General features: G+C 37.8%; 21 protein-coding genes. 12 read left to right on the top strand and 9 right to left on the bottom strand.

Annotated elements, in window-relative coordinates:
• Positions 1-9: 9 nt before the first annotated feature.
• The gene (locus tag A7K91_RS08680; RefSeq protein ID WP_245697347.1) at positions 10-195 is read right to left on the bottom strand and encodes a helix-turn-helix domain-containing protein; all 186 of its coding nucleotides are present in this window, start codon (positions 193-195) and stop codon (positions 10-12) included.
• A gap of 277 nt (positions 196-472) precedes the next feature.
• Here A7K91_RS08680 and A7K91_RS08685 point away from each other — a divergent pair, with 277 nt between their 5' ends.
• Both A7K91_RS08685 and A7K91_RS08690 read left to right on the top strand, forming a co-directional pair.
• The gene (locus A7K91_RS08685; protein WP_068681716.1) at positions 473-2428 is read left to right on the top strand and encodes a hypothetical protein; all 1956 of its coding nucleotides are present in this window, start codon (positions 473-475) and stop codon (positions 2426-2428) included.
• Between the two features lie 178 nt (positions 2429-2606).
• Positions 2607-3728 carry a hypothetical protein gene (locus A7K91_RS08690; protein WP_068681718.1) on the top strand — a complete coding sequence of 374 codons (1122 nt, stop codon included), beginning with the start codon at positions 2607-2609 and terminating at the stop codon, positions 3726-3728.
• Positions 3729-3783: 55 nt separating this feature from the next.
• Here A7K91_RS08690 and A7K91_RS26375 read toward each other — a convergent pair whose 3' ends face one another.
• The 4 genes from A7K91_RS26375 to radC form a co-directional block, all read right to left on the bottom strand.
• Positions 3784-3987 carry a hypothetical protein gene (locus A7K91_RS26375; protein ID WP_156739418.1) on the bottom strand — a complete coding sequence of 68 codons (204 nt, stop codon included), beginning with the start codon at positions 3985-3987 and terminating at the stop codon, positions 3784-3786.
• Between the two features lie 24 nt (positions 3988-4011).
• Positions 4012-5247 (bottom strand): stalk domain-containing protein, encoded by a 1236-nt coding sequence (locus tag A7K91_RS26830; protein ID WP_068681720.1) that lies wholly within the window; start codon positions 5245-5247, stop codon positions 4012-4014.
• A gap of 48 nt (positions 5248-5295) precedes the next feature.
• Entirely contained in the window at positions 5296-5664 is a 369-nt protein-coding gene (locus A7K91_RS08700) for a helix-turn-helix domain-containing protein (RefSeq protein WP_068681722.1), read from the bottom strand.
• 391 nt (positions 5665-6055) lie between these two features.
• Positions 6056-6661 carry a RadC family protein gene (gene radC / locus A7K91_RS08705; RefSeq protein WP_068681724.1) on the bottom strand — a complete coding sequence of 202 codons (606 nt, stop codon included), beginning with the start codon at positions 6659-6661 and terminating at the stop codon, positions 6056-6058.
• Positions 6662-6908: 247 nt separating this feature from the next.
• Here radC and A7K91_RS08710 point away from each other — a divergent pair, with 247 nt between their 5' ends.
• The 4 genes from A7K91_RS08710 to A7K91_RS08725 are packed head-to-tail and all read left to right on the top strand — an operon-like array spanning position 6909 to position 13067.
• Entirely contained in the window at positions 6909-8756 is a 1848-nt protein-coding gene (locus A7K91_RS08710) for an ATP-dependent nuclease (RefSeq protein ID WP_068681726.1), read from the top strand.
• A gap of 4 nt (positions 8757-8760) precedes the next feature.
• Positions 8761-10740, top strand: a complete 1980-nt coding sequence (locus A7K91_RS08715; protein WP_068681729.1) for a UvrD-helicase domain-containing protein — start codon at positions 8761-8763, stop codon at positions 10738-10740.
• Positions 10741-10753: 13 nt separating this feature from the next.
• On the top strand, positions 10754-12226 hold the full coding sequence (locus tag A7K91_RS08720; protein ID WP_068681731.1) for a DUF3696 domain-containing protein: 1473 nt from the start codon (positions 10754-10756) through the stop codon (positions 12224-12226).
• A 1-nt stretch (position 12227) separates the two neighbouring features.
• Positions 12228-13067 carry a hypothetical protein gene (locus A7K91_RS08725; RefSeq protein WP_068681733.1) on the top strand — a complete coding sequence of 280 codons (840 nt, stop codon included), beginning with the start codon at positions 12228-12230 and terminating at the stop codon, positions 13065-13067.
• A gap of 415 nt (positions 13068-13482) precedes the next feature.
• Here A7K91_RS08725 and A7K91_RS08730 read toward each other — a convergent pair whose 3' ends face one another.
• Complete coding sequence (locus A7K91_RS08730) at positions 13483-14484, bottom strand: DUF4179 domain-containing protein (RefSeq protein ID WP_068681735.1); 1002 nt, start codon at positions 14482-14484, stop codon at positions 13483-13485.
• A complete protein-coding gene (locus A7K91_RS08735) occupies positions 14450-14974 on the bottom strand; it encodes an RNA polymerase sigma factor (protein WP_068681737.1) in 525 nt (174 codons plus the stop codon). Before A7K91_RS08735 ends, A7K91_RS08730 begins: the two co-directional genes overlap by 35 nt.
• Before the next feature lie 560 nt (positions 14975-15534).
• Between A7K91_RS08735 and A7K91_RS08740 the strand changes: the two genes are divergently transcribed.
• Together A7K91_RS08740 and A7K91_RS08745 are read left to right on the top strand one after the other, a co-directional pair.
• Positions 15535-16122 (top strand): TetR/AcrR family transcriptional regulator, encoded by a 588-nt coding sequence (locus tag A7K91_RS08740; protein ID WP_068681739.1) that lies wholly within the window; start codon positions 15535-15537, stop codon positions 16120-16122.
• Between the two features lie 77 nt (positions 16123-16199).
• Positions 16200-18026, top strand: coding sequence for an alpha/beta fold hydrolase (locus A7K91_RS08745; RefSeq protein WP_082967325.1), 1827 nt, complete (start codon positions 16200-16202; stop codon positions 18024-18026).
• 201 nt (positions 18027-18227) lie between these two features.
• On the opposite strand, the gene A7K91_RS08750 is transcribed toward A7K91_RS08745, so the two are convergent.
• On the bottom strand, positions 18228-18563 hold the full coding sequence (locus A7K91_RS08750) for a winged helix-turn-helix transcriptional regulator (RefSeq protein WP_068681744.1): 336 nt from the start codon (positions 18561-18563) through the stop codon (positions 18228-18230).
• Between the two features lie 255 nt (positions 18564-18818).
• On the opposite strand from A7K91_RS08750, the gene A7K91_RS08755 reads away from it, so the two are divergent.
• Both A7K91_RS08755 and A7K91_RS08760 read left to right on the top strand, forming a co-directional pair.
• The gene (locus A7K91_RS08755; RefSeq protein ID WP_068681746.1) at positions 18819-19442 is read left to right on the top strand and encodes a flavin reductase family protein; all 624 of its coding nucleotides are present in this window, start codon (positions 18819-18821) and stop codon (positions 19440-19442) included.
• A gap of 299 nt (positions 19443-19741) precedes the next feature.
• Positions 19742-20221: a double zinc ribbon domain-containing protein gene (locus A7K91_RS08760; RefSeq protein WP_068681748.1), complete on the top strand. Its 480-nt coding sequence runs from the start codon at positions 19742-19744 to the stop codon at positions 20219-20221.
• Between the two features lie 7 nt (positions 20222-20228).
• Here A7K91_RS08760 and A7K91_RS08765 read toward each other — a convergent pair whose 3' ends face one another.
• The gene (locus tag A7K91_RS08765) at positions 20229-21416 is read right to left on the bottom strand and encodes an MFS transporter (RefSeq protein WP_068681750.1); all 1188 of its coding nucleotides are present in this window, start codon (positions 21414-21416) and stop codon (positions 20229-20231) included.
• Between the two features lie 110 nt (positions 21417-21526).
• Here A7K91_RS08765 and A7K91_RS08770 point away from each other — a divergent pair, with 110 nt between their 5' ends.
• Both A7K91_RS08770 and A7K91_RS08775 read left to right on the top strand, forming a co-directional pair.
• Positions 21527-21919, top strand: coding sequence for a winged helix-turn-helix transcriptional regulator (locus A7K91_RS08770; protein WP_068681752.1), 393 nt, complete (start codon positions 21527-21529; stop codon positions 21917-21919).
• A 191-nt stretch (positions 21920-22110) separates the two neighbouring features.
• Complete coding sequence (locus A7K91_RS08775; RefSeq protein WP_068681753.1) at positions 22111-22665, top strand: NAD(P)H-dependent oxidoreductase; 555 nt, start codon at positions 22111-22113, stop codon at positions 22663-22665.
• The last annotated feature ends 54 nt before the right edge of the window (positions 22666-22719 follow it).

Genomic DNA, 22719 nt, shown 5'->3' on the forward strand with positions numbered 1-22719 from the left:
GACATGCTATTAATCAGGAAGCTCGCTGTAGCGCTCCAGATTCATTTGTGCTTGAGAGAAAACAAAATCTTTTACTGCCGCTTTTGGGATGCGATAGCCTTTCATTTTCCATGATTTGATTTGGCCACTTCTAAGAAGCTCATATAATTTCGAGCGACCTACATTCAGTGCTTCCATAACATCTTCGACTGACATTATGTCATCATAATGTGAAAACATAGTCTCATCCTTTCTTGTCAATTTGAATATTCGTAGAAATAATATATACATAGAACTTTGAAAAGTTCGATTATAATATTGTTTAGTACAGAATAGATTGAATTGAATGACGTTGGTTAGGAGTCATAGGCGTTAAATGACGAATATCAAAATTTCAATAAAACTATGACATTCACTGCAAAAATGTGATAATGTGATAGATATGATTTGAAATTTATCACACTATCACATTTTAATGTAGGAGATGTTATTGTTGGATGCTGAAGCTAATGTGCTGTCACCCGAAGACTTAATAAAGGAATTTAAGAATAAGTATGCCGATAAAGATTTTAATATTAGTGATAACGGAGAGTTTTGCATCGTCAAAAATAATAAGCTTAGACCAATAGCTAATTTCAGTCTTATTCCGGTTGGAACCACAACGGCAGAGGATGATAGTAAAAATGTAATGTTTGTTTTCAATGCTATGATCTTTGACGGTCGGAAAAAATTAGTACTACCCAAGATAAAGGTGCAGTATAAAGATCTAGCAACAAAAAAATGGCTTCGTAATGAAATTCCTTTAGGCATGTTTAACATGAACGAGACGAAAGGATATGAGTTGCTGAAAATCTTTATTCTTAGGTCTTTGAGTAAGGACATGGTAGAAATTATCAATGTTGAAAGATCCGGTTGGCATTGTTTTGAGAATGATTGGGTGTACATTCATAGTGGTGGTACTATCGGCACAACGAACAAAAATGTACAGTTAGCTGACAAAGACTTCATGTTAAAGATCGATAAGGACATTGCGACTAAAGAAGCTTTTTTGGAAAGTTTGAAGATGTTAGACATGCTTGAGCCTAAATTGACACATGCGCTTTTTTCGCTTGTTCTAGTATCGATTATTACATCACCATTAATTGAAAACGGTTTAGCTCCTCAATTTAGTATTTGGGTTGAAGGAAGATCAGGAATGGGGAAGACAAGTTTAACAAAAATGTTTACGCAGATCTTCGAGAATCCCAAACTTGTCCATGTATATGATTTCAAAAAGGATATTAATAAGACTGTTATGAACAGAGACTGTGTTTCGATCATTGATGACTATGGTGTTGCAAAAACGAAAAGGACAGTAGATTTAACTAATGAAAAGATCGAAAAATTGATCAGAGATATTGGGGATAGGGACTTAGCCGCCAATTTTACACTGCGTCCTGAAGGCATGGTGCTCTTTACAGGAGAGAAATTTATCACAATGTCTAATGCAGATATTACATCTACCGCAGGGCGGGTTGTTCGTGTTCAAATGGATAATCTATTTGATAAAAAGCAAGTTGCTACATTTGATCCATTAAAAGTCGAAAGATTTAACTACTATGAAAAAACTCCCTTTCTATCTACAAGTATTGCAGACTATTTGAAATGGATTAGTGAAAAGTTGAATTCTCACTTTATAGATAGTTATAGACGAGATTTTGATTATAATCGCAATTATTATTCAATGATTACAGATGCACATAGTCGACAAAAAGATAGTTTCGCACATTTAACGGTGGCATTTAATTTTTACCTAGCTTATGGACTAGAAAACGGATTTATAACACCAGAAGAAAGTGCATTTTATCGTGAGAGAGCAAGAGGTTTATTCGAGGAACTACTATTGGAGCAAGTTGTTTCACCATACGATACCAATGTAGAAGTTTTTTTAAACGCTCTTGAAGAACTAATTTTGGAGGAGAGAATCATTGTTAAAGTAAAGGGCATATCATTTATGCAACAAGGTGATGTCTTAGGCATTGTTGATATGTCTGACAAGACCATGAGCCTTACCTGGCAACCCGTATATGAGCTTGTAGTTAACCATATCCAGATCAATGATGATCGTTCCGAGTTCATTAGCGATATAAAGTTAGGAAAGTTATTTAGGGAAGCTAATTTGATATATAGATCAAATGGGCGAGTGACAAAACCAGTTTCAGGACTAGATGGGCGAGCGATACAGTTCAATACAGATAAATTTCCAAAGCTGGTTGAGGCAATTATAGAGATAAATAAGAATAGAACATTCAATAGTTTACTTGAAGACTATGCACTCGATGCACAAGAAAACGAACGAAGAAAGCAAGAGAATCGAGAGTATAAAGAAAATCAGAAAGAATTGAAGGAGTTTAAAAAGACTATCTTCCAAACAGGTAGAGGGATTGACGAATTATCAGAATTAGATTAATAAAAACTTAACACAAGGACAGCGATAATCGCCGTCCTTGTGTTTTTTTAATGCAAACCAAACAAATAAAGTAACGCTTAAATAATGTTACCCCTCTTCACTAGTATGTCTTCCTACAGATGGGGATTCCTAAGTGTATTAGATATAAAACAGTTTTCTATACAAGGAGGTTTTAAACGTGGTCAATGTTGGAATAGACACTATGTACATTATCTGCCCGATTTCAAAATCAGAATTCAGTAAATTGAAAGTGCACCTCAACGAAGCTTTAGGTGAGAAGTTTCATCCAGAAAGAAAGCACAAACAAGATAGTGAGAAACAATCAAAAGACAAGTATCTTAAAAATACATTTATTACTTATGCCTATGCCAAGCAAGGATTTCGTAAAATCAGATTAAGGAAAGTTGAACGAAAAGGATATACTGGATACTTCTTAGAAATACAATTTCATCCTAAACTCTTATTAGAATCAGGCAACTATGTTCATCTGCTTTTCCCCAATGAGTTTGGACTAATTGAGGATCGATTTAACTACTACATGAGCGAGCTAAGCTTTCCGTTATTTAATGAATGGAACATCATGCGTATTGATGTTGCTTGGGATATCACTGTCCAACAGGACATGATTATTAATTATATGTTGTTGTTTAAAAAAAGTAATATAAGCGATTTCTTTCTTAGCACAGAGAAAACTCAAAAGTATTTCCCTGAAACTAATAGTTTCTATTTGTATTCAAAGGAAATTACAATTAACTTCTACGACAGATACACAACACTTCTGGAGAAAGAACAGAAGGAAAGGAAAGAATTTAGTAACATAGAGGCGGGTAAAAATACATTACGTTTGGAGGTGCAATATCGAAAGATTAGCGGTAAGTTGTCTGAGCATTTAAATGAGCAATTTATTAGATTCCTTGTTTCTTCGTGGTACTATAAAATTGTTGGCCCTGGCGATTACTACAAGAAAAAACGATGTTCTGAGCTGATATGCAAAGGAGTAAGAAGCAATAAGAAAAGATTACGTTTGTTGCGGCTACTTGATTTAATTGAACATAAAGGCAGCATTTTTGAAGCAAAAGCTTTTTTTATTTGTAAAGTTCTTAACGCTAACGAGGCTGAACTTAAAAAATCAATGAATAGGGAGTCAGACAGGAAAAAAATGATAGAAAAAGCGGGCAAAGAATTTAGTAAGCAGTTGAATGAAATCAGAACGCTTGGAATCAATCCCGTTATGCTGCCGGAAGATTTTCCAGCTGAACGGGTAGATAATCTGATTGATAATAAAATGACTGTTTTTTAGAAATCAGAAGGGGCCTTATAAGCCCCTTCCTCACTTTAATAAACTTGTTTGTCAGCTATTCATCTTCACGAACCCATCTTCCTGTTTCACCGCATTTGGGACATTTCATTTCTACAAAGTTGGCTATTGTGTTGGCACCCACTAAGCTTGAAGTTTGAGGAGAAGATAATAGAGTTTTTAAAAGACGCAATCCTGATTCAATAAGCGCCTCACCAGCACTCTTACGATAGTTACAACTAGTACATTTTATTCCCTTCAAGGTGTCACTCCTCGTATGGTTGTATTAATATCTAGAATCTTTAATTGTTACTTTATTAGCTTCGATCCATTGGTTTGCTTCATAACTAATTCCAATAACCAGTGCCCAAAACTCCTCGTCGCCTTTTGGTATGAAGATGCTTTTTGTATCCCAATACACTAGAATTTTTGTGCCTTGAACCTCCTTGACCATACCACTAAACATACCTTCGGCTGAGATGTTGTCTCCAATGTGGATTAACCTGCCATTTTTATCAAGTGGCTGGGTTTTGTTGAACTGGATGCTTAAGTCCTCATTTTCTGATTCTGGAGAATTATTATTTTGCACTTCATTTACTCCGTAAGCAAAATAACTGCTATAAGATTTTGGTAGGTAATCGAAGTCCCCTTGGTATAATGCAATAACTTGATTTTCGCCGTCCCAAACAAGCTGAATGGCTAGGTTTTCACTAACAAAACGTAGTGGAGTCATAGTCCTACCACTTATTATGGTAGGTGCGACGTCCAGAGTTTTTTCAACACCATTGACAAGTGCTTTTGTTTTTCCAACCCAAAGTACAACCAAATTTGTATCTAATGAAATCGTTACTTTTTTATTACTACCATCCCAGGTAACACTCCCCCCAAACTCCTCAATTACTCGAGCAATCGGGAGCATAGTTCTTCCTTGTCGTATAATTGGTTTAGATCCACTTTTAGGATCAAACAGTTTTATTTCATCATTCACATACATCCAATAATCGTCTACTTTGAGTATAATACTCAAATTTTTACTAACGATTTTTTCATTATGATTTTTTGTTCGAATAATAATTCGGTTCGTATAGAGGCTGACTGTGGTGCCTTCTCCTAGAATCTCTTCAAAGATAAAAGCGGGCATAAATATATTGTTATCATCAAGAAGTTTATAACTGCGACTTATTTTAATGAGGTCTTTTTCTTTTTCACACGATTTATCAAAAACAGTGACCTCGGTTTTATACTTAAACTCGTAACATGAGTCCTGAAATACAATTTGAGTAGTATTGAATGCCCCATCGTAGCCTTTATATGTTTCGCTAGTGTTAGGATCAATTGCTTTAAGAATTTCAGTCACTGGAAAATAATAAACGCCATAATCATTAAGTGGATCAGTGATTTTTCCGATCTTTTCTCCATTGAATTCATAAGTAAACTCTACACGGGCTGCATTAGATATGGTGGGAATTAAAGTAAGTAGTAAAAGGATTGATACGCAAAAAGCTGTTACTTTTTTTATCATTTTATTTACCTCTTTCTGCATGAATGTCGAGGAAACAACCGTAAGAATCTAACTATCGTTTTCTTCATTGTTCGTTTGACCTTTACAACTGAGATGCGCTCCTGATACATTATTTCTGATTGCATCAATTATGATTTGCTTTAAATCATCAGAATTAAGTACAGTAAGGACGGGGTTCTTCTCATTTACCCGATTGTTCAAGTGAGTTTCACCGCTGAAAAGAGTGTTAAAAGAACAGTCGAGGCCTGTGGCAATTTTCTCTAGTGTGTTTATGGTACAATTATTTTTTTCTCCCCTTTCAATTTGCCCTAGATAACTGATGTTTATTGATGAGTGCAGTGCTAATTGTTCCTGGCTCATTCCCTTTTGGAGCCGCAAAAGCCGAATATTTTCCCCGATATTTTTTCCAAGATTCATATTCAAATCACCTCTATAAAATGATAAATTCTTACAATGTATGCTTCAATATGATAGAGATTTTAAAAACGTATCTATAGGTACAATTTCAAGACTATTGAATAATAATTAAGTTGTTTAAAGCATTAACGCCCCCTTTCAGACAATAAAAAAGACGCATCCACGAAGACAATGTCAAAGAAGGTACGAGAAAATAGATTATCTCGTGTTTCTTTAAAATTGTCTGTGTCTACGTCAAAATGTTAGTTATTATTTACAGCTAATGCTAAGCTTGAAGGCCTTGCGGCTGTGGAACTATATGCGCGTTCCAATTATCATAATCTATAATAATATTTGAAAGTACAATAACACAATATGAATAAAAATTGCAAGCGTTAAATTCGTCTCTTTCTTATATAACCCCTTTTTCTTTTAGACTTATGAAGTTATTCCCTCCAATAATTAAGTGGTCAAGCACTTCTATACCAATGATTTCGCCTGCACTCACCAGTCTTTTTGTTAATTCGATGTCTTCAGGGGAAGGCGTAGAGTCACCGCTGGGATGATTATGAGCGCAAATAAGTGAGGCACTACAACGCTTAATTGCGGCGCGAAATACTTCTCTTGGATGAACGATTGCAGCATTAAGAGAGCCAATCGAGATGACTTCTTTGAAAATGACCCTGTTCTTTGTGTTTAAAAATAGGCAAGTGAAATTCTCTTTAGTTGCATACCTAAGTTCAGGTCCAAGCAGGTCAAATGCGTCCCTAGGACTACGAATTGTTGTTTGCTCATAAGTTGGAAGGCTCAGGTTCTTTGCAAGTTTTAGCAGGGCAGTCAGTTGACGAGCTTTACCCCTTCCTATTCCTTTTATGCTTATGAGTTGCTGCTCGGTTACATCCATTAGCTCTGCTGTAGTCGGAAACTGGTCAAGTAGCTGCTGGATAGGATAGCTTTCGGCACGTTCACGCAAAACCTTAGAAATCAACATTTTTAACTCTTCTCTTTGACCGTTCATAAGTATACCTCCTGATATATTAATTTGATAGTTAGTAACCAGATACATATGCTTATGTCGAGTATTGCCTCTCGCGAGGACTACCTATCTGTATAAGTATCAAGGATATAATATAGAATTTATTTTCTCATTTTTACTTATTCTATAGATCAGTAGTCCTATATTTTTTCTTAGAAAAAAAGGAAAATGACGGAAACAGTCGAATTAGTATTTATATTGATCTGTCCGAATGAGGGGGGGCTTTTCTATGTATCTCTCAGAAGTTAGAATTACAAACTTCCGAAAATTTGGTCAAGGAACTAACGGTGAGCCTGGATTGGTTCTCGTCTTAAATAAAGGTCTTAATGTCCTTATTGGTGAAAATGATGCCGGAAAATCTACAGTAATCGATGCAATCAAGTTTGTCTTGTTAACCCAAAGTCGGGAGTATTCCAGACTTGAGAAAGAAGATTTTAATTATGATTCTAATGAACTGAAAATTGAATGTATTTTTAAAGGATTTACTGTGAATCAAGCAAAGGATTTCTTAGAGTGGATAACAATTGATTCAGATAAAAAATATAGCCTTCGTGTTTTCCTAACTGCTAAAAAGGATATTAAAGGAAAGATATTAATTGATGATGTGCATGCAGGAAGTGATAGTGAAGGACAAATTTTATATAGTAAAGCGCGTGATTTACTTAGAACTATTTATCTTAAACCCTTAAGAGATGCAGAAAATGAACTTGCAGCAAAAAGGAATTCAAGATTGTCTCAAATTTTATATTCACATCCTGAGTTTTCATTGGGTGAAGATCATAGACTCGTCGAAATTATTAGCGAGGCTAATGAGAAAATTAAGAACTACTTTGATTATGACGAACTGACTAGTGATGAAAGAAAGATTCTAAAATCAATCAATATGTATTTGTCAAGATTCTCTGATAATAAAAATTCATTGCGTTCAAATATAGAAATAGCGGCAGTTAACTTGAAAATGATCTTAGAAAAAATTGATCTTTTACTTGTTTCTACGAAGTCAGGGCTAGGTTCTCTTAATCAACTATACATTGCGGCTGAATTATTACTATTACAAATTGAAAAAACTGAAGGTATCAATCTAGCCTTGATTGAGGAGATTGAAGCCCATTTACATCCACAAGCCCAAATAAGGGTGATAGACTACCTTCAAGAATTAAGTGAAGGCAGCACATCTCCGATGCAGATATTACTAACAACTCATAGTGTAACATTAGCTTCAGTTATCAAACTTAATAATTTAATCTTGTTTACTGAAGGAAAGGCTTTTTCTTTAGCTGAAGGAAGTACCAAACTACACAAAGGAGACCATAAGTTTTTAGAAAGGTTTTTAGACTCTACGAAAGCCAATTTGTTTTTTGCTAAAGGAGTTATTATCGTTGAAGGTGATGCAGAGAACTTATTATTGCCGACATTTGCCGATAAACTAGGGAAATCTTTTGCTAAGAATGGGGTTTCTGTTGTTAATGTGGGGAGCACTGCCTTACTGAGATATTCAAAAATATTTGCTAGACAGTTAGAGCCGATGATGCAGTTACCAATTGCAATTGTTACCGATTGTGACGATCCAGTATCAAAAATTGACACGGATTCTGGTAATATTATCTTGATTCCTGATAGAAAACCCCAAGTTACAATATTCGATAAAAAGCTCAAATATAGTGATGGAAATATAAAAACTTATGTTTCTCATGAGTGGACTTTAGAATTTGATATAGCTTGTAGTTGTTTGAAAAAGGAGCTTCTAGCCTCAATTCTGATGGCAAAGGATTATATCAACCAAGATAAGGCTCTAACAGACGGTAGAACAGTAAAAGGACACAAAGAAATTAGTGAGTATTTAACAGAAGCTGGGACACAGATTAGCGGATGGAGCACCTACGACTCTTTCACGCTGGCCTCAAACATAGTTAAAAATGTAGTGCTGAAGAAAAACATTTCAAAAGCTGTTGTGGCACAATGCTTTTCTGAAATCTTGAATGAACGTAGCTTCACTGCGGAGGAATTGGAAATTATCAGAAGCGACATTTATCTAAAGTACTTAGTTGACGCTATAGATTATGTGACGGGAGCTTAGGATAATGAACATGTTAGCCGTAACAGATGAAGACATTAAATATGCTGCTGGAGTACTAAATATCCCCAATGGCTTTGATGCTCCAAGAGTCAGCGTAATAAAATGTATAGAAAGTAGAGACGTAGTTGCCTGTCCAGGGAGCGGGAAAACCACGGTATTACTCGCTAAGTTATTAATTCTAGCAAGACATTTACCTCTGAAAAATAATAAAGGAATATGTATTTTAACTCATACAAACGTAGCGATTGACGAGATTAAAGAGCGGCTAGGAGACAAAGCCAATGATCTGCTCTCTTATCCCAACTTTGTTGGGACAATTCATTCGTTTATTAGCAAGTTTTTAGCAAGTCAAGCATTTGTTCACTATCACTCTTCAAGAATTTCAAGGGTTTTTGAGCCTGAAGACTATAAATTACGGTTAGTAAGAAAATATAAGACGCTGTATCCTCCATATACAGGAAGCAAGCTAGATGGTTTTCTGTATGGAAGACTTGAAAAAAAGGTTAAAGATTCAAAAGACAATAAAGTCATAAATAGGGCAAAAGAAGATTTACTGCGCTCCTTAGAAATAGATTACACCGATAGTACTATAAAAAGAGTGGCTTTTAACAAGAAGGCTACTCTTTTAAAGAGCCCCGACTCAGAGGCTTATAAAGAATATATCAATCTGATTCATAACCTTCTAAATGAAGGCATTTGTTCCTACAATGAGCTTCAAGGACTTGCACTTAGGTATGTTAGGGAGTTTCAAAAAGAGCTACAATCTATATTCTCTGAGCGTTTTTCGTTTGTTTTTGTAGATGAAATGCAGGATTCTAGCTTACTTCAGATGCAAGTTCTAGAAAAAACTTTTGATAAGGATAAAGTAACTTTTCAATGCTTTGGTGATCCACAACAAACAATTTATGAATCTGATGATAAGGGTTGTGCGTGGGTACCCAGAGATCCTTTGTTTATTAAAGACAGTAACAGACTGAGTGAAAGTATAGCAAAAGTTGCTGATGTTGTAGCATTAAATCCTTATGGAATGCAAGGTAGGGAGGCTCAGAGTAGTGTTCTGATTCCACCAGTAATTATTACTTATAAGAATGACGATGTATCGCATGTACTCGAGGTTTATTCTAAGTTAATTATTAAACATAAGCTAAATGAGCGGGAAAATACAATATTTAAAGCAGTTGGGTTGGTAAAATCTAGAACCGAAGAACTTTCTATAACAAGTTATTTTCCTGAATTTGAAAAATCCGAGGTTAGAAGCAAAATAAATAAAGACTTCTCTGAGCTTCAGAGCTACTTAATTAAGCTTGATAGTGTAGTCATAGAGAAAGAAGGTACCAAGGCGTATTATAATCGTTTTATTTTAGCAATTTTGAAGTACTTGCGAATAAATGATATTAAGAATCATGAAGGCAGATATTTTTCAGGTTTATCCTTGTTAAAGTATATACGAGAAAATGATGAAAGGTTTTATAGAATACTGCACAGATACTTTGCAAGAATAATCTTAATAATAGAAAAAGAGGGATCTGTAATAGCAAGCTTCAAATATATTATCGCTATTATCATGAAACGATTATTCCGTTTTAAAGTGGATATATCTAATGATCAATTTATGAATGAAACACTAGTCTTTAAATCAGTAGCTGTTAATCAAGAAAAAGAGAATACATACAAATATAATGACTTAATAATTGAGTTAGACAGTGTTCATGGAGTTAAAGGGCAAACACATACTGCAACTTTGTACATGGAAACTTTTTATTTTTCTAAAACAAATGAGAGTATTATTAAGTATTTGATTGGAGAACAGAATCCATTAATTGAGGAGTATATTGAAAAGCATATACGAGTTGCGTACGTTGCTATGACGAGGCCTACTGATTTATTGTGCATCGTTTTGAATGAATCAATATATTCAGATTATGAAGTACAATTAAAACGAATGGGTTGGGTTCATCATATGGAGGTCTTAAAATACGTGTAGGGGGAATTCACAATTGAAGATTTCAGTTGCAAATTTTAAGGCTATTGAACAACTCGATGACTATGATTTAAAACCGTTGACTATTATCTCTGGAGCGAATAGCGGAGGGAAGAGTTCTTTAATTCAGCTACTATTAGTTATAAAACAAACATTAGAAAATAATTTGGGGTCTCAAAAGCTTATACTTAATAAACCATACGTTTCCCTTGGAAAATATAAAGATATTATATTTGAAGGGAAATCTAAGAATAATTTATATTGGGGATTAATTTTTTTCAATGAGGATATACCCATTGCAGTGAAGAATTCGCTTTTTTTTAAAAAAATAAACAAAGGTGCAATCAAAAAGCTTGAGATTCAAGTGAAGTATAAAAACAATAATTCCAACCTATATATTCAAGAATTTTTCGTAGAATGGCAGTTTGAAACAAAGGGCTTTACTTTGTTCTTACATTTAAACCGAGAAAGAGGATCTAAATATAGTGTCGTAACTAATAGTGCGCTCTTTTTCAAGGATGAGTACATCCAATATTTGAAAGAGCGGGTAGTTTCTAATTCTTCGCTTTTAATCCATGATGGCTGGAAAGCTAATATATCATTCAACAAATTTTTCCCATTCGAAAGTACCCCTACTTCTTCAGATGAAGAATCTGAATATACTGATGAATACTTCTCAAGTCTGGCAAACAGTTTTTTGGAAAAAGTAATGTCTAATTATTTTTCGAAAATATCGTACTTAGGACCTCTAAGAGACGAACCTCGTTCATTTTATACAAATGATGATGATTCAACTTTGAAGATTGGAAATAAGGGGGAATACGCTGCACATATACTTGAACAGAAAGCTACTAATTCTGTAGTTTTTAATAAAATCAAATATTATGAGAGCGGTACGATTGAATATTACGATGATAAAGATACTCTTGAGAATGCAGTTAATTATTGGATTTGTGCTGTGTTTAAAATGGCAATTAGAATAAAAGTAAACCCTATTCAAAGTGGGATGATGTATCGTATTGAAATTCTTAATGACTTGGGGCAAAAAGTTCCAATTAATCATGTTGGATTTGGCGTGAGTCAAATTCTACCAATTGTCGTTGAGGGGCTTATCTCGCCATCCAGAAGTACTCTAATCTTAGAACAACCTGAAATACACCTCCACCCTAACGTTCAAAGTCTATTATTAGACTTTATTTATAGTTTAGTTCTATCGGGAAAGAAAATTATTGTGGAAACACACAGTGATCATTTCATAACTAGACTAAGAAGAAGAATTGCAGAAGGCTCTTCGGATGTAAAAAAAGTGAATTTGACTTTCGTAGAAAACAAAGAATATAAAGTTTTAAAACTTACCGATTCCGGTTCTTTAGAATACTGGCCACAAGACTTTTTTGATCAATTAGACAAAGACATTCGCGCAATTGTTAAAGCACAAAGTAAGAAAAAAAATATAGCTATGTTGAGTAATTTTAAGGGTGACAAATAATATGAATCATATTACAGTCCTTGATCCTAATATGTTCCTCTGGGAAGAAAATGATGTTGAAATGTATCCTGAAAAATATGAGATCGTTTTATTTGAAATGATGGATATCATTGACGTACTAGAATCCAATAATAACAAAATCATTTTCAAAAAAATATTTCAGGATGAGTTAGAAAATCACTACCCTGCTATAGATGGAAATTCTGATGTAACAAGGGTCATATACAGGTTTTTAGCGAAAATACAAGATAGAATTATTGACTATCCAGATTTTAGTTTTACTCATATTCACTCCGAACCACATATCAATAATTATTTATTAAGTGAAGTATTACAAAACGAAATCAAAGTTTTACTATCAGCAATATACAAATATAATAAAATTAAAGAAGATGATGAAGAGCTATCATTCATAACGGTGGGTTTCCTTAGGGACGAGTCAAACGGTTTACTAAAAATTATTGCTATAGATGTAGAAAAAGAAATTGTTTCCATTGAAAATAGTGAATCCTTAGGTGATTTCTTAATGCGTTCCAAAAGAAAATATGAAATGAATCCAAAACATGAGCCCGAATCTGGTTGGGGTTCTCCTTTTAGTGCTAGTAAAGATATAGCAAAAAAGATGTTATTTAATTCTATAAATAGTGCTAAAGGAAATTCCCAAGCCTTATACTTTTATGATAATGATAAAGAAATTTTTATTGTTTTTCGGCCGCATGTTGACAATGTATATCATGCCTATGAAAATGATAACCCTGACGAGATACCTTCAGACATCAGGCAACATTTTTTGAAAAAGTATCCTTCAAAAAAATTAAGAAGACAAAACAGAGGAAAATAAATTTGGGTTTGGTCACATTTTTGGTCACACTTTTTAATTTCCGAGAGCCGCGGCGCACTCGAATGTGGAACCATCAGAGTCAAAAAAGCCTTGTCCTACAAGGCTTTCCTCCCCTCTATCCTTAACGTACTGAACCCCATCTCTCCACTGGCAGCGATGAGGTCAGGGGTTCGATCCCTCTAGGCTCCATACAAAAAGGAACGTCACCACATTACGTGGTGGCGTTTTTTTTGTTTGCCTGCCCAGGGGGCGAACCCCGGGGTTCAGTCCGCGTGGAGGAAGTGGTTGGGATGCTGCGAAGAAACAGCATCAAACGAACGAGCACGGCGTCTGAATCTACCGCTAAAAGTCCTCGTCGAGTTCGCTTCGTCAGCCTATAATCAGGATTCGGACATCCCTTTATTGTACGTGGCAATTACTTCGTTACCGGAATCGTTACATTCCCAATCGAAATGCTTTCCACATCTTCAGGGTTAATGATCTTACCCAATTCGTAATAGAGGTGATTGCCTTGATCGTCGTTTGAATTACTGTACATAAATGCTTTTCCTGGGCTCTTATAGTTAAAACTCAGTTGGCTGCCGTCTTTGAATTTTACGATAGGTTCTACTCGGGTCACTATATCGGTACCCTCTATGAGAACAAAAATGGATAGTGGTGATACTTCAATTTTTGTAATTTTGTTTTTACTTCCTTTTAGACTAACAGATTTATTAGGTTCAAGTTTAATGCTTTGCGTATCGTCAATTTTATAATCCCATGTTATCTGCCATTCACCCTCAATAAGTGGAATTTCTTTTAGATCAATAAATTCCCCCTTTTTATCGAAAATCTTCTGATTCAAGGTCAAATCATAAAATTGCATAGTAGCTGTACCTGTACCGTTATGGACCTTTCGTTGCTCATGAAATAATACGGTACGTGAATGTTTATCCTGCTTCAAAATGGCTCCCGAGCGTGACCCGAAACCATTCGTGCGAGCTTGGTTCAAATTAAGAGAGGTCCAATCCCACACGATATCGTCATTCAGTTCAATCGATTCGGGCACAGTCATTTCATACAGCACGTAAAAATTTTGAGAGTCAGCTATCGTTTGTTTCACAGTTATCGTAACCCCATTTTTCGTCACAGTTGCTCCCGGCGTACTTACTGAGTCATTCATTTTATTGATTTGATCTTCCGATGGCTTGAAATGTTGAATTAATAGTTCGTTCCAATTCAAGGTTGACGCAAACGCAGCCGTAGCGAAAATGAGAAAAGCCGCTGTGACTACCGCAAATACGGAAACTTTTTTAGTTGTTTTTTTCATAGGTACTTCTCCTTCTTTATAGGTTTTTATTTTGGCATACATATTCCGCATCTGTTCGTCGGTTGGAGTAATTTCATTGAAAAAAGAAGTTAGTTCTTTCCGATTCATTTAATTTTTCCTCCTCCAACATGATTTTTAATTTGTTGCGGGCTGTACGCATATGCGTTCGAACCGTTGCATGATTAAGACTAAGGATTTCGGAAATTTCCTGAGTAGAATAACCTTCATAATAGTATAAATAGATGGGCAGCTTATATTTGTTGCTCAAGCTCATCACCTTCTCCCATACATCGCTATTGGAGAATTTTTGAATGTAGCCCTGTTGCTCAACCTGTTTCAGGTTATCTCTTTGCAACCAACGCCACCAACTCTTTAACGCATCTTTGCAAGTGTTTTTTGTCGTAACAATAAGCCACGCTTTAATATGCTCATCGTTCTCAAACTTGCCTTCATATTTTAGCAGCTTGAAAAAGACAGTTTGAGTAGCATCCTCGGCTTCAACGACATTTTTAAAAAGCATAAATGCGATTCGATATACCATTGCTGCATATTTGTCAAAAACTGCAGCTATCTCATCATCCTTGCTCACTATAGACATGCGAATTCTTTCACCTCCAAGGTTGCTTATAACTATTAACACGATTGAGAGGTTGAAAATGTTTTATTTAGAGAAAATCTGATTGATATTAAAACATTGTCATTATATATTAACTTCCAGCCAGTGTCTTTTTTCTGTGCCGTCCGCGGTCGTGCAACTATCCGGCTGGTACTACGCATAATATAAACGTTGTTTACATGCTGCATGGAGGAAAAGGAAAAGACTTCCAATCTCGATATGTTAGCGGAGATCCTTGATTGCAACGCGAGGTATTTGACTATGCAGTTCAAAAACAAAATGAATGAAAGTCCTATTCACTTTCTTACGTAAATCCGTATGGATAAGGCTGCGTGGCTGTTAACTGAAACAGAGGCTCCGCTGAAAGAGATTGCCTAGCAAGTATCTATCCCGATGCGCATACGTTTAGCCGCAGTTCGCCTCGTCAGCCTATAATCAGGATTCATCCCACTTGACTCCACCACGCATAAACTTTCAAACACGCCAATCCCACACAACATCGAGGGTTTGACATACCCATTTTAGTACTGTATAGTAGCAATATGAAAAACAAAAAATCAAGCATTTCAAACAAAGATATCGTCCTGCAGACCGCATCGACCTTATTTTTAACAAAAGGGTATCAAGTGACAAGCATGGACGAAATTGTTGCCATCAGCAAGGTTTCAAAAACTAACATTTATTACCACTATAAAAGCAAGGAGGAGCTTTTGTTAGCCATTGTTGACCAATTGATTTCGCGTTATGAAGAACGCATATCCCGTACCTTGATGCAAGACATGTCCATTCATGCAAAAATGGAGCGATTATTTACAATCCTCACGGAGGATAATGAACAAATCGATTATGTTGGCGGATGTCCGTTCCTGACACTTTATACGCAGACTTCCCATTCCTCTTCGGAAGCGAGAGCTAAAATAAAAGGATTTTTCGATAAACAACTACAAGTTGTTGAGAAGCTGCTGGAAGAAGGCATAGAAAAAAATGAATTAAGCCGGAATCTTCCCGTTCATGAGACAGCCGCATTGATCGTCACCTCCATCGAAGGCGCTCTATTCCTTACCAAGGCCACCAACAATCCAATGCTGGTTCAAAATCTTATTCAAGCTTTTGCTTCAATGCTTAAGTAATTATTTACTTAAGTCATTTTTTTTACACCTATTAGCACTAATAAGTACTATTAAAATTCGAAAGGCAGATGATTCATTTGAACATATTCCTGACTGGCGGTACGGGTTATATCGGTAGCCATATTCTTGCCGAGTTAATATCCAAACAACACGACATATTTGTACTCGTGCGAAGTCTCGATCGCTTTCAACATACGCTCGAGCGCCTACAATTGCTTGAGGCGCAACACGTTACTGCAGTAATAGGAGACTTATCGGAACCGAAATTGGGGCTATCCGCGAACGATTACAAACGAATACAAGATTCCGATATCATCATTCATGCGGGCGGTCCCATGAATATTGAGTTGAGCCAGACTGAGGCAGAGCAAGCTTTTCTTAATCCTGCCATCGAATTGGCCGAGCTTTCCGAAAAAATCCATAAGAAAAAAGGATTGAAGCAATTTATTCATGTTGTTGGCTATATGAGTCCATATAACGAGCAAAATGCTAATCAGAATCTGGATGCCGTTCTTGAGGAAGCTCCTCCGTATGAGAAGCTTAAATTTCAAGCGGACTCCTATATACGAAAAGCACTAAAACCGTTAGGCATTCCGCTGTCCACGGTTAATCCCAGTACCGTCATCGGCCATTCTTACATGGGAATGACGGAGCAGATTGGCGGTCTTAGTATACTGGTGGATTCTGTGAGAAGGAATCTTATGCCACTCGTTCCAGGAGGCAAGGACTACTGGCTGCCGATGGTACACATTGATCATGTTGCATCATTCATTGTTAACTTAGTGCAGACAAAGGAGCTTGCGAGCAATACGTATTATTTATTGGACCCCAAGCAGGACAGTCCGTCGATCCGTTCATTGATCAGGCAAATTGCGATAGAGATGCAAGTAACGCCGCCTTTCGGCACAATTCCGCTTCCTCTGTTGAAGTCTTTATTAAGGCTTGGCATTGGCAAGACACTGGGAATTCCCAAAGAATCGATGAATTTTCTCGTGAAATCGGATTTCCCGGTTTCCTCGAAGCTTGAACTTGAGCGCAAGCAAGGGGTACGGACATCCGTTGTTCCGACCACGCTTCCTTACGTAATCGCCGATCTTGATTTCCGTTTAAGCCACCCCTCAACCGAGCACCACGAAGGGTTTGTGCAGCGCAGAAGATCCAACCTGATTTCGTTGGAAAAAGAGAGTCACGGTACACCGGTTATTTTTCTGCACGGAACATTCAGCGGGGCCGATTGCTTCGTTCCAATAGCGAAACAATTAAATGATGTCAATACTTGGCTGGTGGACCTTCCCGGATTCGGTCATTCACCGCGTCATCATCATCCTTCCCTGATGGACGGCTATGTAGAGGCTGTGATCGAAATGATTAACGAGCTGAATCGCCCTGTTATTTTGATTGGTCATTCGTTGGGCGGACTTATCGCTGCCAAGGTTATGGAAAGAATCGAACCGCAGATCAAGCAGCTTTTGCTATTGCAGCCCGTACTGCATCCCATTCATGGCAAATATAAATATGCAGGTGTTACCAGGTCGATTCTTAAGCATATATCTCGCTCCGCGTTCAGAAAAACACTGCTGAAAGCCAATGACTTTATCGCGGACAGCGAACGACTGGATCACTACTCGAATTACGTCATTCATGATCTGCAGTCGGCCCGCATTCGTTCTACCAACGCAATGGTCATGTCAGCGTTAACAAAAGCCCAGTCGTTCCAGCTAAAACCTGAATTATGGAACGCTCAAAAAGTACGAATCCAATGGGGTGACCGGGATGCAGCACATCATATTCCGGAACGATTCAAGCATATCGATACAACCTTCATCCCTTATGGTCATCAATACCCTTTGGAAGCTCCGCATCAGGCGGCTGAGTGGCTTCGTCAAGTTTTGGATCTTGAGTAGTCATAGATGCATATTCTAAAAGGATTACATCCAACGCTTTCTTGTGGTACTTTATTCCTTTACGGTTTCAAAGCTTGTTATAGCAGACAAGCAAAAAGCAAAAAGTGGCTAACTACGAGCCACTTTTATTGCTTTTAATATCAAGATCAACATATTAACTATGTTCACGAATGGATTGTATCCTGTCATGATGGTCACGCTTTAAGATTGATTTTCAACCCCCCATTTGCACATTCCCTCTAATATTGGCATCAATGTCCTTCCTCTTGGTGTTAAAGAGTATTCCACCTTCGGAGGGATTTGATGATATTCTTCTCTGTTAACAATGCCACAACACTCTAATTCCTTTAATTGAGAACTTAACATCTTATGTGTAATAGCAGGAATCTGTCGTTTTAACTCTCCATAACGTATTACTTTTTCGCCAGCTAATTGATACATTATTTTCATTCTCCATTTCCCGCCAATTACAGATAATGTATAGTCAAATGGAGTTTGTTGGACTTGTGCGTTAGAGTTTTTACTCTGATCAGTCATAGAAGTCACTCGCTTTCAGGTAAGTATCTAACGAAAAAGTGCATACTATCTTTTAAAATTATCGAGTTTATACTAATGATGAGTATCGGATGAATAGCTACAAAAACATAGCTTGAAGCGTTGTTCAAAAATGCATGATCTGAGCTCATTTCCTTTTTTCCTAATGTTATCTGCACAGCGATGGAGGTTAAAGGCTCCATATAATTATCGCATTCATGACTTTTTTGTTCAAATTTTGCTGAAGGAAGATGAAATATGCCGAAGAAAAATGCATTCATATTTAATACGAGCGACTTGAGTGAACAGGAGATGTACAAGCTGATGATTGGCTCGGTTGTACCAAGACCGATTGCATGGGTTTCGTCAAAGAGTAAGGATGGTGTTCTTAATTTGGCGCCATTTAGTTTTTTTACCGTGGCCTCTCGAAACCCGCCAACGTTGTTGATTTCAATTGGACCAGGCGTTAATGAACGAGAGGGGAGTATAAAGGATACGCTAACAAACATTCGTGAGGTCGGGGAGTTTGTAATTAATATGGTTTCAGAGCCACTTGGCGAAGCAATGCAGTGTTCATCTGCTAGCGTCGAGCCAGAAAAAAATGAGTTTGAGCTTGCGGAAGTCACCCCACAGCCTGGTGGTCTTGTGAAGGTGCCGGCGGTACTTGAAGCGCCGATTGCATTTGAACTTAAACTCGATCGGATTATTCCAGTAGGCGGAGATCATCTTGTGCTTGGAAAAGTTGTACGTGTTCAAATAGACGCGGCTGCCTATGCTGGAAACTACAAAATTGCTATTGATGATTGGAAGCCGCTTGCAAGCCTGGCAGGGGACTATGCTGGAATTAAACCTACATTTTCAATTGTACAGAAAGACGATTAAGTAATAAGTAAGTCATTTGTTTATGCAATCCCCGTAGTCTCCATATTTAAATAACCCGCTATACACAAGGATATTGCTGTGTTTAACGGGTTTTTGTGTCTGTGGTCATCCGAATGGTTTTCAAAACCAAAGATATGAAGAAAAATTAACCTTTTCAGGAACGACGAAAAATAGTAACATGTTGTTGTAACTTTTGTTAATTCGAACCATATGGTCATATTCAAGTGAGAACTATACAACAATTGAATTTGGCAAAAAATATGAATAATTATAGATTAAAATCTACAGGGGGACGGATAATGGCGGTTAAGGTATGTAACCAATGTGGAGAAGATAATAGCGAATCCGCTACGGTATGTGTTGGTTGTAGCAGTTCAATTAAAGATGTAAAACCTGTTGGAACATTGAATTCAGAAAAAACGGAAGAAGTGGATCTTAAATCAAAATCAAAGTCATCAAGGATCTGCTCTCACTGCAACGAAAGATTTAATGCAAATGAGACAAAGTGCAGGTATTGCGGCACACCTTATTCGAGCAAAATTATGACGAGCACAACATCAAGCTATTATGAAAATAACCAAGGGGGAGGCGATGGTTTTGGCTGTGCGACTGTGTTGCTCTTTATCGCTACCTTCTTTATTCCTTTAGTTGGTTTGATAGTTGGAGGGATTTTTGCATTTAATGATGATCCAGATAAACAAAGCATAGGTAAGGGATTGTTGATATTTGGATTAATCATGGTGGTCTTAAGTATTATTGGATATGCGCTGATATTTTAAAATGCTTTTATGAATAGCTTTTATCAGAAGCTGACAATTCCATCCTGCCGAAGAAGCGATAATACATAAAGAAAAGGACAGCGATAAAAATGAGAACAAAAACGAAAAATTCGATTTTGTAGCCAAAACGATAAAAAAACGTACCTGCTATTGGCCCAATCGTCATCCAGACATAGCGGAAAAAATTATAGACTCCTGTTGCGGTTGCCCGATGATTTGGCATTTCATTGGATAGTATCGTGATTTGAACGGGCAGCGATAAGCCGAGACTTAAACCAAATATGGCTAAACCTGTCGCCAGCGCGGGAACCGAGAGCGACGCCGTTATCACGAACAGAAGTACAGACATCATATTAAACGATGCTAGCAGCAGCAGCAATTTTTTGGCTTCGACATGCTCCTGCACACGTCCTCCAATCATGCTGCCGATGACGATACAGACCGATATGGGCAGAAACAACCACCCAATCCGGCTTGGCGTCAGGGCGTATACATCGACCAAAAGGTTCGGAAGCAGAACAAGCAACGTATAGAACACCGCATATTGAACAGAACCCAATACAACAATGGCCAGTCCGATGCGGTGGGTCAGAACCGCAGTCATCTGCCGAAGCCGGAATTGACCGCCGCTGGCGTGGGCAGTCCTGGTTTCCGGCAAACCAATAAATAAAACCAGCCAAAACGCTAAACTGCATGCAAACAGAAGCCAAAACAAACGATCAACGCCGTAGTGTTGTCCCACAATACCGCCCACGACAGGCCCTAGACCGGGCCCCAACGCAACCAGCATTTGATAAATCCCCATAGAACGTCCCCGTTTGTGCCCTTCAAACAAATCTCCGATGATCGTAATGGCTGCTACCGACCCGGCAGCAACCCCCATGGCCTGTAGCGCCCGAAATAAAATCAACTGCGCGACCGTCTCAGACAAGGCAGCGCCGATCGTAGCGCACACATAGAACATAAAACCAATCAACAATAATTTTCGTCTTCCAAATCGATCCATTAACGGGCCATAAACGAGCTGCATACATGCAAAAAAAATCGGATAGATGGCGATCGTTAAATTGACAGCATCTTGAGAGGCTTGAAGCCGCCTTGCTAATTCCGGCAGCAACGGCGAATAGATGGTTTGTGTAAATGGACCAAAAAACGCAGCTATAGAAACCAAATAAACCAAAAACGTTTTGCGCATCTCATTAACCTCCATAAAGCTCTATTTACAACACTAATCATACAAAATATACTTACAATAGATAAGTACGCACTTTTTTGAAAAAGACTTACCAAAAGGGAAGTGTCACTATGGAAACGTCTGCTATTCAATATGAATTCAATGGGAAGAAGTATCAATGTCCAATCGAGCTTTCAGTCTCTCTCTTCTCTGGGAAATGGAAAACAACCATTATATGTAAATTAATGGATGGTACGAAGCGGTACGGGGAATTGAAAAAGCTCATCGGCGGAATTAATCATAAGATGCTTGCCGAGCAGCTTCGAGAGCTTGAACAGGCAGGAATTGTTCATCGCGAGGTTTACCCTGTCGTGCCTCCCAAGGTTGAATATGCTTTAACCGAACTGGGCGAACAATTAAAGCCAGCCATACGGCTTTTACAGCAATGGGGCAGTCAGTTCGGAACAGAGCTTCCCCTTGAATCTCCAGCTTCTATCTCCGTTCCATTATCCGCGGAAAGTTAGACCTCTTTAGCTTCCCGGCAAACATACAGCCAAAAGGCAGCCTTGCGCATGAACAACATGCCAGGCTGCCTTTTTCAGCGTGCTTTCTATTATGTAAGTATTCGCCCGAAAAGTGCGTACTTACTTTTGTAAAGTCGATTGGCTATGATGTAAGGGGTAAACACATCATTTTGCAGAATGGAGAGATGTACATGAAAACATTGATTATCGTAGCTCATCCCGATCTGGCCTCATCACGGATTAACCAAGCTTGGGTGAAAGAATTGCAGCGGCATGATCATATTACCGTGCACGACTTATATCGCCAGTATCCATCCGGTAATATTGATGCGGGCCATGAGCAACTGCTGCTGGAGCAGCATGACCGTATTATCTTCCAGTTTCCGCTATATTGGTATAGTTCCCCGCCGCTGCTAAAAGGGTGGTTTGATACCGTGCTTCAGGCAGGATTTGCCTATGGGCCGGACGGAAGCAAGCTGCAAGGAAAGCAGATGGGCGCTGCCGTCTCGACTTTTGGTACGGCTGAATCTTATCAGTCTTCCGGAGCCAATCGCTTCACGATCGAAGAGCTCTTAAGGCCTTTGGAGGCGCTGGCTCGTTATGTTGGCGCAGACTATCTGCCTCCTTATTCTCTTCATGATGCGTCGCATGTAACCGAAGAGCAGTTGAGGCAGAGCCAGTTGCAATATCTTCAGTATGTAAAAGCTTCTGCCGCGCAAGCAGAAGGTCAACGAGTTTCCTCTTGATGGCTTCTGCGACCTGGCTTTTTCCACGGTAATAACCGTCCATCCAGAAGCCTA

Source organism: Paenibacillus oryzae (assembly GCF_001675045.1).
In the GTDB taxonomy this organism is placed as follows: Bacteria; Bacillota; Bacilli; order Paenibacillales; family Paenibacillaceae; genus Pristimantibacillus; species Pristimantibacillus oryzae.

Excerpts from the sequence above, each read along its gene's own strand:
- A7K91_RS26830 (WP_068681720.1), bottom strand. The coding sequence starts at position 5,247 with ATGATAAAAAAAGTAACAGCTTTTTGCGTATCAATCCTTTTACTACTT.
- A7K91_RS08735 (WP_068681737.1), bottom strand. The coding sequence starts at position 14,974 with ATGTCTATAGTGAGCAAGGATGATGAGATAGCTGCAGTTTTTGACAAA.
- A7K91_RS08715 (WP_068681729.1), top strand. The coding sequence starts at position 8,761 with ATGAACATGTTAGCCGTAACAGATGAAGACATTAAATATGCTGCTGGA.
- A7K91_RS08765 (WP_068681750.1), bottom strand. The coding sequence starts at position 21,416 with ATGCGCAAAACGTTTTTGGTTTATTTGGTTTCTATAGCTGCGTTTTTT.
- A7K91_RS08700 (WP_068681722.1), bottom strand. The coding sequence starts at position 5,664 with ATGAATCTTGGAAAAAATATCGGGGAAAATATTCGGCTTTTGCGGCTC.
- A7K91_RS08775 (WP_068681753.1), top strand. The coding sequence starts at position 22,111 with ATGAAAACATTGATTATCGTAGCTCATCCCGATCTGGCCTCATCACGG.
- A7K91_RS08730 (WP_068681735.1), bottom strand. The coding sequence starts at position 14,484 with ATGAATCGGAAAGAACTAACTTCTTTTTTCAATGAAATTACTCCAACC.
- A7K91_RS08750 (WP_068681744.1), bottom strand. The coding sequence starts at position 18,563 with ATGACTGATCAGAGTAAAAACTCTAACGCACAAGTCCAACAAACTCCA.
- A7K91_RS08710 (WP_068681726.1), top strand. The coding sequence starts at position 6,909 with ATGTATCTCTCAGAAGTTAGAATTACAAACTTCCGAAAATTTGGTCAA.
- A7K91_RS08755 (WP_068681746.1), top strand. The coding sequence starts at position 18,819 with ATGCCGAAGAAAAATGCATTCATATTTAATACGAGCGACTTGAGTGAA.
- A7K91_RS08680 (WP_245697347.1), bottom strand. The coding sequence starts at position 195 with ATGTCAGTCGAAGATGTTATGGAAGCACTGAATGTAGGTCGCTCGAAA.
- A7K91_RS08725 (WP_068681733.1), top strand. The coding sequence starts at position 12,228 with ATGAATCATATTACAGTCCTTGATCCTAATATGTTCCTCTGGGAAGAA.
- radC (WP_068681724.1), bottom strand. The coding sequence starts at position 6,661 with ATGAACGGTCAAAGAGAAGAGTTAAAAATGTTGATTTCTAAGGTTTTG.
- A7K91_RS08740 (WP_068681739.1), top strand. The coding sequence starts at position 15,535 with ATGAAAAACAAAAAATCAAGCATTTCAAACAAAGATATCGTCCTGCAG.
- A7K91_RS08760 (WP_068681748.1), top strand. The coding sequence starts at position 19,742 with ATGGCGGTTAAGGTATGTAACCAATGTGGAGAAGATAATAGCGAATCC.
- A7K91_RS08770 (WP_068681752.1), top strand. The coding sequence starts at position 21,527 with ATGGAAACGTCTGCTATTCAATATGAATTCAATGGGAAGAAGTATCAA.